This window comes from Blastococcus sp. SYSU D00868 (assembly GCF_054050575.1).
Genome location: NZ_JBJGZO010000003.1, coordinates 63,662 through 76,367, shown reverse-complemented (window position 1 = coordinate 76,367; position 12,706 = coordinate 63,662). Strand labels below are relative to the sequence as shown.

Annotated in this window: 10 protein-coding genes and 1 tRNA gene; 3 read left to right on the top strand and 8 right to left on the bottom strand. The window is 74.4% G+C overall.

The window, feature by feature from the left end:
• Window positions 1–3: 3 nt before the first annotated feature.
• The 3 genes from leuA to ACI79F_RS03675 all read right to left on the bottom strand — a co-directional run bounded on the left by leuA (window position 4) and on the right by ACI79F_RS03675 (window position 4,446).
• On the bottom strand, window positions 4–1,737 hold the full coding sequence (gene leuA / locus ACI79F_RS03685; protein WP_456544241.1) for a 2-isopropylmalate synthase: 1,734 nt from the start codon (window positions 1,735–1,737) through the stop codon (window positions 4–6).
• Window positions 1,738–1,910: 173 nt separating this feature from the next.
• On the bottom strand, window positions 1,911–2,537 hold the full coding sequence (locus tag ACI79F_RS03680) for a helix-turn-helix domain-containing protein (protein WP_456544242.1): 627 nt from the start codon (window positions 2,535–2,537) through the stop codon (window positions 1,911–1,913).
• A gap of 289 nt (window positions 2,538–2,826) precedes the next feature.
• Window positions 2,827–4,446 carry a phospholipase D family protein gene (locus ACI79F_RS03675; protein ID WP_456544243.1) on the bottom strand — a complete coding sequence of 540 codons (1,620 nt, stop codon included), beginning with the start codon at window positions 4,444–4,446 and terminating at the stop codon, window positions 2,827–2,829.
• A gap of 74 nt (window positions 4,447–4,520) precedes the next feature.
• Between ACI79F_RS03675 and ACI79F_RS03670 the strand changes: the two genes are divergently transcribed.
• Complete coding sequence (locus ACI79F_RS03670) at window positions 4,521–5,786, top strand: aspartate kinase (RefSeq protein WP_456544244.1); 1,266 nt, start codon at window positions 4,521–4,523, stop codon at window positions 5,784–5,786.
• The gene (locus tag ACI79F_RS03665; RefSeq protein ID WP_456544245.1) at window positions 5,783–6,826 is read left to right on the top strand and encodes an aspartate-semialdehyde dehydrogenase; all 1,044 of its coding nucleotides are present in this window, start codon (window positions 5,783–5,785) and stop codon (window positions 6,824–6,826) included. The genes ACI79F_RS03670 and ACI79F_RS03665 overlap by 4 nt, the downstream gene beginning before the upstream one ends.
• A gap of 6 nt (window positions 6,827–6,832) precedes the next feature.
• Here the strand turns inward: ACI79F_RS03665 and ACI79F_RS03660 are convergent, their stop codons facing one another.
• The 5 genes from ACI79F_RS03660 to ACI79F_RS03640 form a co-directional block, all read right to left on the bottom strand.
• Complete coding sequence (locus tag ACI79F_RS03660; RefSeq protein ID WP_456544246.1) at window positions 6,833–8,641, bottom strand: prolyl oligopeptidase family serine peptidase; 1,809 nt, start codon at window positions 8,639–8,641, stop codon at window positions 6,833–6,835.
• A gap of 4 nt (window positions 8,642–8,645) precedes the next feature.
• Window positions 8,646–9,740 (bottom strand): hemolysin family protein, encoded by a 1,095-nt coding sequence (locus ACI79F_RS03655; RefSeq protein ID WP_456544247.1) that lies wholly within the window; start codon window positions 9,738–9,740, stop codon window positions 8,646–8,648.
• A complete protein-coding gene (locus tag ACI79F_RS03650) occupies window positions 9,737–11,059 on the bottom strand; it encodes a hemolysin family protein (RefSeq protein ID WP_456544248.1) in 1,323 nt (440 codons plus the stop codon). Before ACI79F_RS03650 ends, ACI79F_RS03655 begins: the two co-directional genes overlap by 4 nt.
• An 86-nt stretch (window positions 11,060–11,145) precedes the next feature.
• Window positions 11,146–11,222: transfer RNA gene (locus tag ACI79F_RS03645), tRNA-Pro, on the bottom strand.
• A gap of 52 nt (window positions 11,223–11,274) precedes the next feature.
• The gene (locus ACI79F_RS03640) at window positions 11,275–12,186 is read right to left on the bottom strand and encodes a metallophosphoesterase (protein WP_456544249.1); all 912 of its coding nucleotides are present in this window, start codon (window positions 12,184–12,186) and stop codon (window positions 11,275–11,277) included.
• 53 nt (window positions 12,187–12,239) lie between these two features.
• On the opposite strand from ACI79F_RS03640, the gene ACI79F_RS03635 reads away from it, so the two are divergent.
• A complete protein-coding gene (locus ACI79F_RS03635; RefSeq protein ID WP_456544250.1) occupies window positions 12,240–12,704 on the top strand; it encodes a GatB/YqeY domain-containing protein in 465 nt (154 codons plus the stop codon).
• Window positions 12,705–12,706 lie beyond the last annotated feature (2 nt).

The window sequence follows — 12,706 nt, the reverse complement described above, 5'->3', positions numbered from 1 at the left end:
GCCTCAGCGCTGCGCGCGGTTGACCGCGGAGACGACCGCCCGCAGCGACGCGCTGACGATGTTGGGGTCGACGCCGACGCCCCACAGCACCCGGTCGCCGACGGCGCACTCGACGTAGGCCGCCGCCCGGGCGTCCCCGCCGGCGGACATGGCGTGCTCGGCGTAGTCGAGCACGCGGACGTCGACGTCCAGGACCCGCAGCGCGTCGACGAACGCGGCGATCGGGCCGTTGCCACGGCCCTCGATGGTCACCGGGACGCCGTCGTCGACCAGCTCGACGACCATCTCGTCGAGCTGCTCACCGTGCGCGGTGTGCCGGTGCCCGGCCAGGGAGAAGCGGCCCCACGGCGCCGCCGGGTCGGGCAGGTACTCGCTGCTGAACGCCGCCCACATCTGCTGGGCGGTCACCTCGCCGCCCTCGTCGTCGGTGTGCCGCTGGATGACCCCGCTGAACTCGATCTGCAGCCGGCGGGGCAGGTCCAGCTGGTGCTCGGTCTTCATGATGTAGGCGACGCCGCCCTTGCCGGACTGGCTGTTCACCCGGATGACGGCTTCGTAGCTGCGGCCGACGTCCTTGGGGTCGATCGGCAGGTACGGGACCGCCCAGGGCATCTCCTGCACCGGCTTGCCGGCGGCCGCGGCGTCGGCCTCCAGGGCCTTGAAGCCCTTGTTGATGGCGTCCTGGTGGGAGCCGGAGAACGCGGTGTAGACCAGGTCGCCGCCGTAGGGGTGCCGCTCGTGCACGCCGATCTGGTTGCAGTACTCGACGGTGCGGCGGATCTCGTCGATGTCGGTGAAGTCGATCTGCGGGTCGATGCCCTGGCTGAACAGGTTCAGGCCCAGGGTGACCAGGCAGACGTTGCCGGTGCGCTCGCCGTTGCCGAACAGGCAGCCCTCGATGCGGTCGGCGCCGGCGCGGTAGCCCAGCTCGGCGGCGGCCACGGCGGTGCCGCGGTCGTTGTGCGGGTGCAGGCTCAGGACGACGGCGTCGCGCCGGCCCAGGTTGCGGTGCATCCACTCGATCTGGTCGGCGTAGACCGTCGGCTCGGCCATCTCGACGGTGGCCGGCAGGTTGAGGATCGTCGGCCGGTCGACGGTGGGCTCCCACACGTCGGTGACGGCGTTGCAGACCTCGACGGCGAACTCGAGCTCGGTGCCGGTGAACGACTCGGGCGAGTACTCGAAGCGGATCTCGGTGTCGCGCATCTGCTCGGCCAGCTTGCGCACCAGCTGCGCCCCGTGGACGGCGATGTCGACGATCCCGGCGCGGTCGGAGTTGAACACCACCCGCCGCTGCAGGGTGCTCGTGGAGTTGTAGAGGTGCACGATCGCCTGCTTGGCGCCCTGCAGCGACTCGTAGGTGCGCTCGATCAGCTCGTCGCGCGACTGGGTCAGGACCTGGATCGTGACGTCGTCGGGTACCAGGTCGTCCTCGATCAGCTGGCGGACGAAGTCGAAGTCCGTCTGGCTGGCCGCGGGGAAGCCGACCTCGATCTCCTTGTAGCCCATCCGGACCAGCAGCTCGAACATGCGTCGCTTGCGGTCGGGGGTCATCGGGTCGATCAGGGCCTGGTTGCCGTCGCGCAGGTCGACGGCGCACCAGCGCGGGGCCACGGTCGTGGTCCGCTCCGGCCAGGTGCGGTCGGGCAGCTCGATCGGGGTGAACGGCGCGTAGCGGCCGAACGCCATGGGGGAGGGCCGCTGCGGGTTCCGGGCGTGCGGGTGGTTCTCGTGCATGGTGGGTGCTCCTCGGGCGCGGGCTGGACTCAGCTCCGATGGGCGGTCAGCGGGCGCCGGGAACGCACTCGGTCACGGCAGGACACCGCGGCGAGGGGGCCGACCTAGGAGAGGGCCTCGCCGCGGCGGGTAAGCAGGAGGCTGCCGCGCACGACGACCACGGTAGCAGCGGGTCAGCCGACGTCGCACCCACACACGCAGTCGTCGGTGTGGACCGCCCGCCCGCTCGCCACCCCGGTGTCGCAGTCGCGGGGGCAGGTGCACACCGGGTCCTGCAGCGGCGGCAGCTCGCCCGCGGCCCGCCGGCGCTCCCACTCCTCGTGCACCCGGCGCCGCACCTCGGCCCGCCGCGCGGCGCGCCGCTCGGCGGGCGAGTCGCCCGGCTCTGGGACCAGGTGGTCGTCGGGCGTGCCGTGCCAGGCCCGCTGTGAGTCACGCCGGCGGCGGTCGCGCTGGGCGGTGTATGCGGTGACGGGCCGGTCCCTCCGGTGCTCACCCCAGTACCGCTCGTCCGTGAGCGCGGTGTCGAGGTGCGCGGGGAAGCGCCGCCCGGCGCCGTCGCGCGCGGTGCCCGGCGCCATGCCCGCGACCTCGCGACCGTCGGCGTCGAGGAGTGCGAGGCGCATGCCTGCGAGCGCCGCGGCGGCGACCAGGACGCGGACGTCGAGGTCCCTGACCCCGCTCTCCACGGCGGCCACCCCGGACTTCGAGAGGCCGAGCTCCTGGGCGAGTTGCCGCTGGGAGAGGTCCGCGACCCGGCGGATGCGGCGCAGGATCCCCGGGAGCTCCCACTCGGTCACCGGACCAGGCTGAGGACGGGGCCGGGGATCGACCAGCGGATCCGACCGGCTGTGGAGAGCGCGCTCCGTCCACAACCGGATCCGGCGAGGACGAGGGCCATGTGTCCCCCCGAGATCCTCCGTCACTGCCCACGTCCGGTGGGCACTGTCAGAAGGCCGGCGCCTGTGTCTCCTCGGGAGTGCTCCGCCTGTGCCCACGGGGGGTGGGCACAGGCGGAGCACCCGGGAGGACGTGGTGGGGGTGCGGGCGGCGGGCGTCGCCCGGCAGGCGCCGGTGCCGGCGATGGGGTCAGAACTGCTTGCGGAGGCGGAGCCTCAGCGGGCGGCCGTCGGGGTCGTCGAGGAGGCGGTAGACCGGCGTCGCCCACAGCCGCGTGGTCAGGGAGAGCCGCTCGGCCGAGTGCCGGCGCAATCGGCCGCGCGGGCGGGGACCGACGCGGCCGCCCGCGTGCCAGGCGTCCAGGGTCTCGGCCGCGGCCTCCAGGGTCGCGACGAACGCGGCGGGGTCGAGCAGGTCGGCGTCCTCGGACCCGTCCGGGGCGCGGTCGGTGTGCTCCCGCCCCAGCCGCAGCCGCAGGTCGCGGGCGAAGACGCGGGCGCCGTCGCCGGTGCCGGCCGGGTCCCGCGGCTCGCGCTCGTCCCGGGTGGTGTCGAGGACGGCGCTGGACAACTCGCTGTCGTGCGTCCAGGACCGCCGGTTGAAGTTGTCGCTGCCCACGCTGACCCACACGTCGTCGACCACGCAGACCTTGGCGTGCACGTAGACCGGCGTCCCCGCGTGGTTCTCCACGTCGAACACGTGCACCCGGTCGGGCCCGGCCGCCCGGCACAGCTCCAGCGCCTGCCAGCGGCCCACGTACTGCGGCCGCCGGGCGAAGGCGCCGTCCTGGTCGGGCACTCGGGGCACGACGACCACCAGGTGCAGGTCGGGGTTCGCCCGCAGCGCGTCGGCGAACAGCTGGGCCACCTCGGCCGACCACATGTACTGGTCCTCGAGGTAGATCAGCCGCCGCGCCCGCTTAATCGCCTTGCTGTAGCCGCGGGCCACCGACCGCTCGCCCTGCGGCGCGAACCGGTACGGCGGCCGGATCGCCGGATAGGTCCGCAGGTTCTGCACCAGGTGCGGCCCGCACGGCGGGGGTGGCGGCAGCTGCGGCGGCAGCGGGTCGCCGTGGGTCTGGTTGCGGTGCAGCTTGTCGAACAGCCACGCGATCGGGTGGTCGGTGTCGGTGTCGTTCGGGTCGTCCCACCGCTCGCGGAAGACGGTGTCGAGCACGTGCACGGCCGGGCCGCGCACCTCCAGCTGCACGTCGTGCCACGGCGGGGTCGGCCCGTAGGCCGCCGCCATCGCCAGCGGCTGCGGGTCCCCGTGGTGCTCGGCGTCGTCCCGCCGGGCGTGGCACAGGTCGATCCCCCCGACGAAGGCCACGTCGCGGGTGGCGTCCTGGTCGTGCCGCAGCACCACGAGCTTCTGGTGGTGCGAGCCGAACCGGCGCACCCGCTGGTCGAGCAGCACCTCGCCGCCGCCGTGCTCGACCTCGTCGTCCAGCGCCCGGTTCTCCTCCTTGCTGAACGAGGCCCGGTCCATGTGCGAGCGCCACACCAGCCCGCGCACCGTCACCCCGCGGCGCACCGCCTCGGTGAGCAGCTGCGCCACCGTCGGGCCGCCGGGCCGCAGCTGCTCGTCGGGGTCACCGCGCCAGTCGGTGAAGAAGAGGTGGTCGCCCTCGTCCAGCGCCTCGACGCACTCGACGAGCCGGTCGAAGTAGGCCGCCCCGTGCACCAGCGGCACGCACAGGTTGCCCGCCGTCCAGCCGGGCACGTCGGTCGCCGGGTTGCCGCGCTCCTGCGCGCTGAGCAGCCAACGCTCCGGGTCCTCGCCGTCCAGCCGGTCCGCGGAGTCGCTCACCGGGTGATCACAACGCGCCCTCCGCGGGGACGCAACCACGGGCCGGGCCGCGGACGTCGGTAGCCTCTTGAGTCGTGGCCCTCGTCGTCCAGAAGTACGGCGGCTCCTCCGTCGCCTCCGCCGCGCACATGAAGCGCGTCGCCGAGCGGATCGTGGCCGCCAAGAAGGACGGCAACGACGTCGTCGTGGTGGTCTCCGCGATGGGTGACACCACCGACGAGCTGCTGGACCAGGCGGCCCAGATCACCGACGACCCGCCCGGTCGCGAGCTCGACATGCTGCTGACCGCCGGCGAGCGCATCTCCATGGCGCTGCTGGCCATTGCGATCAGCACGCACGGGTACGAGGCGCGGTCGTTCACCGGCTCGCAGGCCGGCGTCATCACCACCTCCAGCCACGGCAAGGCGCGGATCATCGACGTCACGCCGGGCCGGCTGCGGTCCGCGCTGGACGAGGGCTCGATCGTCATCGTCGCCGGCTTCCAGGGCGTCAGCCAGGACACCAAGGACGTCACCACGCTCGGCCGCGGCGGGTCGGACACCACCGCGGTCGCCGTCGCCGCCGCGCTCGAGGCCGACGTCTGCGAGATCTACACCGACGTCGACGGCGTCTTCACCGCCGACCCGCGGATCGTCCCCAACGCCAAGCGGCTCGACACCGTCACCTACGAGGAGATGCTGGAGCTGGCCGCCTCGGGCGCCAAGGTCCTCATGCTCCGCTGCGTCGAGTACGCCCGCCGCTACGGCATCCCCGTGCACGTGCGCAGCTCCTACTCACAGCTCCCCGGCACGATCGTGACCGGCTCGATGGAGGACCTCTCGGTGGAACAGGCGATCATCACCGGCGTCGCGCACGACCGCAGCGAGGGCAAGATCACCGTCTACGGCGTGCCCGACCGGCCGGGCGAGGCCGCGCAGATCTTCCGCGTGCTCGCCGACGCCGAGATCAACATCGACATGATCGTGCAGAACGTGTCGGCCGAGACCAGCAAGCTCGCCGACATCTCCTTCACGCTGCCCAAGAGCGACGGCCCGGCCGCCATCGCCGCCCTGGAGAAGGTCAAGCACACGGTCGGCTACACCGACGTCCGCTTCGACCAGCACATCGGCAAGGTCAGCCTGGTCGGCGCAGGCATGCGCTCGCACCCCGGCGTCTCCGCCCGCTTCTTCGGGGCGCTGGCCGACGCCGGCGTCAACCTCGAGCTGATCAGCACCTCGGAGATCCGCATCTCCGTGGTCTGCCGGGACACCGACGTGGACCTCGCCGTCCGCGCGGTGCACGACGCGTTCGACCTCGGCGCCGAGACCGAGGCCGTCGTCTACGGAGGGACCGGACGATGAGCATGCGCCCCCTGCACATCGGCGTCGTCGGCGCGACCGGCCAGGTCGGCGCTGCGATGCGGTCGATCCTCGCCGAGCGGGACCTGCCCATCGCGTCGATCCGCTTCTTCGCCTCCGCCCGCTCCGCCGGCACGACCCTGCCGTGGGGCGACGGGGAGATCACGGTCGAGGACGCCGCCACGGCCGACCCCACCGGCCTGGACGTCGCGCTGTTCTCCGCCGGCGCCACCACCTCGCGCGCGCAGGTCCCCCGCTTCGCCGAGGCCGGCGTCATCGTGATCGACAACAGCTCCGCGTTCCGCAAGGACCCGGACATCCCGCTGGTCTGCAGCGAGGTCAACCCCGGCGACATCGCCCAGGCGCACGGCCGGATCATCGCCAACCCGAACTGCACCACCATGGCCGCGATGCCGGTGCTCAAGCCGCTGCACGACGAGGCCGGCCTCGTGCGCATCGTCGCCAGCACCTACCAGGCGGTCTCCGGCTCCGGCATCGCCGGCGTGCAGGAGCTGCACTCGCAGGTCAAGGCGGTCGTCGACAAGGCCGACGAGCTCGCCTACGACGGCGGGGCGGTCACCTTCCCCGAGCCGCAGAAGTACGTGCGCCCGATCGCCTTCAACGTGCTGCCCATGGCCGGCACGGTCGTCGACGACGGCAGCTGGGAGACCGACGAGGAGCAGAAGCTCCGCAACGAGAGCCGCAAGATCCTCGGCATCCCCGACCTGCGCGTCTCGGGCACCTGCGTCCGGGTGCCGGTCTTCACCGGGCACTCCCTGTCGCTCAACGTCGAGTTCGAGCGGCCGCTGAGCGTGGAGCGGGCGACCGAGCTGCTCCGCACCGCCCCCGGCGTCGAGCTCTCCGACGTCCCCAACCCGCTGCAGGCGGCCGGCCGCGACCCCAGCTACGTGGGCCGCATCCGGCAGGACCCGGGCGTCGACGGCGGCCGCGGCCTGGCGCTGTTCGTCAGCAACGACAACCTGCGCAAGGGCGCCGCCCTCAACACCGTGCAGATCGCGGAGCTCATCGCCGCCCAGGGCTGACGGCCGTCACGGCTGCACGTGGCGCAGCGCGAAGTCCAGCGCCAGCTCGACCTGCCGGATCGTCTCCTCGATGACCAGCGACCCGTGCCCGGCGTCGAACCGGTACACCTCGTGCGGCCGGCCCAGCCGCTCCAGCTCGCCGAGGTAGTTGTCGATCTGCCGGATCGGGCAGCGGGGGTCGTTCGCGCCGGCGACCACCAGCACCGGCGCGCGCACCGCCTCGACGTAGGTGATCGGCGACGATCGGACGTAGCGGTCGGGCACCTCCTCCGGTGAGCCGCCGAACAGCGCCCGGTCGTAGGCGCGCAGGCCCTCCATCTCGTCCTCGTAGGCGGCCAGGTAGTCGGCCACCGGCACCTCGGCGATGCCGGCCGCCCACCGCTCCGGCTGCGTGCCGAGGCCCAGCAGGGTCAGGAAGCCGCCCCAGGAGCCGCCCGTGAGCAGCGAGCGGGCCGGGTCGACCAGCCCCTCGGCGACCAGCGCGTCCTGGACGGCGGCGACGTCCTCGAGCTCGGTGAGCCCCGGCCGGCCGGTCAGCGCGTCCCGCCAGGCGCTGCCGTAGCCGGTGGACCCGCGGTAGTTCACGTGCACGACCGCGTAGCCCGCGTCGACGTAGGCCGCCCGCCGCGCGCGGTAGGAGTCGTCGTCGGCGGCCTCCGGCCCGCCGTGCACCAGGAACGCGGTCGCGAACGGCGGCTCCCCGGCCGGGCGGACCAGCAGCGCGTGGACGTCGCCCCCGGGCCCCGGCACCCAGCGGTCCTCCACCGGGTAGGCGGCCGGCGGCGCCTCGCCGGGCGCGGCGAGCACGACCGGCCCGTCGGCCCGCCGGATCACCGGCGGCAGCTCCGCCGAGGACCAGGCCAGCTCCACGGTGCCGTCCGGCCGGGCCGTGGCGCCGCGGACGACGCCGCGCGGGGTGTCCAGCCGCTCCAGCGTCCCGGTGGCCAGGTCGTAGCGGTACAGCTCGCTGCGGGCGGCGTGGTCGTGGCCGACCAGCAGCGCGGACCCGTCGGGGTACCAGCCGGCGGTCACGTCCCCGGGCAGGTCGAGCACGATCTCGGTCTCGGTGTCGGTGCCGACGTCCCAGACCAGCAGCTCCTCGCGGCCGCGCCGCTCGTGCCCGACCAGCAGCCGCCGGTCGCCGGCCAGCGGCGCGAACTCCAGGGCGTGCAGGCCGCGGCCCTCGCCGTCCCACTTCTCCGCGACGACCGCCGGCTCCTCGAGTGTGGTGTCGCCGGTCCGCAGCACGCGCAGCGCCGGGTAGCGCGGGTCGCCGTGCTCGGAGTGCGAGACGACCAGCAGGTCCTCGTCGAAGGTCAGCGCGTCCACCGAGGCCGGGTCGGGGTGCCGGTAGACCACCCGGGCCGGACCGCCGGCCGGGGCCAGCCACAGCTCGCTGCCGTCGTCGGTGGAGCGGCCCACGGCCACCAGGGTGTCGCCGATCTCCAGGCCGGCCGGGTAGGCCGGGCCGACGTCCGGCAGGGCCACCCGGTCCTCGCCGCCGGCGAACGGCTGCACCATCCAGACGCCGAACTCGTCGCCGTCGGTGTCGGCGAACCACCAGATCGTCTCGCCGTCGGGGGAGAGGGTGCCGATCAGCGTGCCGTTGGGCCGGTCGGTGACCTGCCGGTGGGCGTCGGTGGTGCGGTCCCAGGCGTACTGCTCGACGACCCCGCCGGCGTCGGAGGAGTACAGGCAGCGGTGCGGCGCCTCCAGCGCCCAGTCGGGCAGGCTCACCCGCGGGGCCCGGAACCGGGCCTGCCAGCGGGCGGTGACCTCCGGGGACAGGGGGGACGACGTCGGCGCTGCGCTCACCGGGTCATCTTCCCCCGGCGCCGGCCCCCGCCTCCGCTCCGGTCCGGGGTGCGGCGCCCGCCGCGAGGTCGGCCGCGGCGTCGCGCACGTCGCCGATCAGCAGCTCCAGGACGTCCTCCAGGGCCACGATGCCGGCCGGGTCGTCGAGCGGGCCCACGACGCCCAGGTGGGCCCCCTGGGTCCGCATCTCGGCCAGGACGTCGGGCAGCCCGCTCCCGGCGGCCAGCGGCACCAGCGGGACGACGTCCTCGGCGGGCACCGGCCGGTCCCGCGCCTCGCCCGCGACGCCCAGCGCGTCCTTGACGTGGACGAACCCCACCAGGGCGCCGTCGTCCCCGCGGACCGGGTAGCGGCTGAACCCGTGCTCGCCGACGACGGCCTCCAGCTGCCGCGGCGACGTCGTCCGCGGCACGGTGACCACGGTCGCCATCGGCATGAGCACGTCCTCCACCGTGTGCTGCTCGAAGGTCAGCGCGCCGGTGGCCAGCTCGCCGACCTCCCGGCCGAGGCGGCCCTCCCGCCGGGACTGGGTGATCATCGAGCGGATCTCGGCCTCGTCGAAGCTGGCCGCCACCTCGTCCCGGGGCGTCACCCCGAACAGCCGCACGAAGCCGTTCGCCGTCGTGTTGAAGAACCAGATGACCGGCGTGAGCAGCCTCGCGAAGGCGGCCAGCGACGGGCCGAGGACCAGCGCCGCGGTGTCCGGCCCGGCGATGGTGATGTTCTTGGGCACCATCTCGCCCAGCACCATGTGCAGCACGGTCACCAGCGACAGCGCGATGACCAGGGCGATCGGGTGCAGCAGCGCCTCCGGGACGCCGAGGGCGTGCAGCGGCTCCTCGATGAGGTGGGCGACGGCGGGCTCGCCGACCGCGCCCAGACCGAGCGAGCACAGCGTGATCCCCAGCTGCGCGGCCGCCATCATCTTCGAGACGTTGCGCAACGCGGCCAGCGTCTTGACCGCGCGCGCCGAGCCCGCCTCGGCGCGGGGCTCGATCTGGTCGGCGCGGACGGAGACCAGCGCGAACTCCGCGGCCACGAAGAAGGCGTTGCCCAGGAGCAGCGCGACCAGGACCAGCAGGGCGACGGCGTCGCTCATGCCGCCGCCTCCTCGGCCTCGGCGGGCTCCGGCAGCCGCTCGGCGCGCACCCGGGCGACCCGCCGCCCGTCCAGCGTCTCCACGGTCAGGCAGGCGCCGGGCAGCTCCACCCGGTCGCCGACCTCGGGCAGCCGCTGCAGCCGCTCGGTGAGGAAGCCGGCCAGCGTCTCGTAGCGGCCCTCCGGGACGGCGATCCCCGTCCGGTCCAGCACCTCGTCGGGCCGAAGCAGGCCCGACAGCAGCCAGTGGTCCTCGTCGAGGCGCCGCATGGTGCGCAGCGGCCGGTCGGTCTCGTCGGTGATCTCCCCGACCAGTTCCTCCACGATGTCCTCCAGGGTCACCAGTCCGTGGGTGGCGCCCCACTCGTCGACCACCAGCGCGACCTGCAGGCCCTGCTCACGCAGCAGGTCCAGCAGCCGCTCCAGCTGCAGGGACGACGGCACGGCGAGCAGCGGCGCGGCGAGCTCCTCGGCGGTCCGCCGGTCGCGCTCGGCCTCGGGGACGCCGACCGCGTGCTTCACGTGCACGATGCCGGTCACCTCGTCGAGGTCGGCGCCGTAGACGGGGAAGCGGGAGTTGCCCGACTCGGTCGCCGCACGGATGACGTCGTTCGCGGTGGCGCGCGAGCTGACGGTCCACAACCGCGTCCGCGGCGTCATGACGTCCGTCGCGTACTTCTGCCGCAGACCCAGGGAGCGGGTGAGCAGCCGGGCGGCGACGGGGGAGAGGTCGCCCTCCGCGGCGGAGCGGCGGGCGACCGCGGCGAGCTCCTCGGCGCCCCGGGCGGAGTCGAGCTCCTCGCGCGGCTCGAAGCCCAGCCGGCGCACGATGGCGTTGGCCAGCCGCTGCAGCCCGTTGACGATCCAGCCGGTCGCCGTCGTGAAGGCGCGCATCCCGGGCGCCACGAGGGCGGCCACCCGCAGCGGGTTGGCGATCGCCAGGTTCTTCGGCCCCAGCTCGCCGAGCCACATCTGCAGCGCGGTGGCCAGCGCGATCGCCACCCCGTAGGACACGCCGTGCAGCGCCCCCTCGGGCACGCCGACGGCCTCGAGCGGGCCGCGCAGCAGCTGCCCGAGGGCGGGCTCGGCCAGGAACCCGACCACCAGCGTGGTGATCGTGATGCCCAGCTGCGCGGCCGACAGCTGCGTCGACAGCCCGCGCAGCGCCGCGACGACGCCGCGGGCGCCGCGGTCGCCGGCCTCCGCGGCCTCCTCCGCCCGGCCGCGGTCGACCGTGGTGAGGGAGAACTCGGCGGCGACGAAGAAGCCGGTGAACGCGGTCAGCAGCACCGCGGCGAGGAGGAGCAGCCACTCGGTCATCGGGCTCCCCGGTGCCCGCCACGACCGCGTGCCAACCGGAAGCGGGCGGAAACGAGTCAGGGGCCGCCTTCCGGCGGCCCCTGATCTGGTCGGGGTGACAGGATTTGAACCTGCGGCCTCGTCGTCCCGAACGACGCGCGCTACCAAGCTGCGCCACACCCCGAGGCGTGCGGCGACCACTCTACCGTCCCGCCGGAGCGGACCCGGCAGCGGGCTCAGGCGGGCCGTGCGGTGAGCGTCAGCAGCGTCGCCTCCGGCGGGCAGGCGAAGCGCACCGGGGCGTACGGGCTGGTGCCCAGCCCCGCCGAGACGTGCAGCCACGTGCCGTTCGGGTGCCCGGGAGCGGGCTGCGTCCAGCGGTGCAGCCAGCGCACCCGCTCCCGGTCCAGGCCGCAGTTGGTGACCAGCGCGCCGAAGCCGGGCACCCGCAGCTGCCCGCCGTGGGTGTGGCCGCACAGGAGCAGGTCGTAGCCGTCGGCGGCGAACCGGTCGAGCACCCGCGGCTCCGGGGCGTGCACCAGGCCGATGCGCAGGTCCGCCGTGGGGTCGGCCGGCCCGGCGACGGCGTCGTAGCGGTCCCGCTTCAGGTGCGGGTCGTCGACGCCGGCGAGCACGACCCGCCGGCCGTCGACGGTGAGCTCGCCGCGGCGGTTGGTCAGGTCCAGCCAGCCGCGGCCGGTGAACCCGTCGCGCAGCTCCCGCCAGGGCAGCGGGTCGCCCAGCACCCGCTTGTGCTTCTTCTTGAAGTACTTGAGCGGGTTCTTCGGCTTGGGCGCGTAGTAGTCGTTGGACGAGGTCACGAAGGCGCCGGGGACGTCGAGCAGCCCGTCCAGCGCGCGCAGCGTCGGCGGGACGGCGTCCTGCCCGGCGAGGTTGTCCCCGGTGTCGACCACCAGGTGCGGCCGCAGCCCGGCGAGCCCGGCCAGCCACTCCTGCTTGGAGCGCTGGCCGGCGGTCATGTGCACGTCGGAGACGTGCAGCAGCCGCAGCGGCGCCGACCCCGGGGCCAGGACCGGGACGTCGAAGCGGCGCAGCGTCCAGCGGGTCCGCTCGTAGAGGCCGGCGTAGCCGAGGGTGGCCGCCCCCGAGGCGAGCGCCACGGCGGGCGCAGCGGTGTACCAGCGCATGTCCAGCCAGGGTACGGGGCCCGGGCGGGGAGGGGCCGTGTCAGGCTGGGCACGTGCCCGACCCCGCAGACGACCTGAAGAGCCGGCTCCGCGCCGACCTGACCGCCGCCATGAAGTCCCGCGACGAGTTGCGCACCGCGACGCTGCGGATGGTCCTCGCCGCGGTCAGCGCCGAGGAGGTCGCCGGCAAGGAGGCCCGCGAGCTGTCCGGCGACGAGGTGCAGGCCGTGGTCCGCCGCGAGGCCAAGAAACGGCGCGAGGCCGCCGAGGCCTTCGCCGGCGCCGGCCGCGCCGCCCAGGCCGAGCGGGAGCGCGCCGAGGAGGGGGTGCTCGCCGGCTACCTGCCGGCGCAGCTCGAGGACGCCGACCTCGCGGCGCTGGTCGCCGACGTCATCACCACGACCGGCGCGACCGGCATGAAGGACATGGGCCGGGTCATGGGCGCCGCGACCGCCGCGGTGGCCGGCCGGGCCGAGGGCTCCCGGGTGGCCGCGGAGGTCCGCCGCCAGCTCGGCTGAGC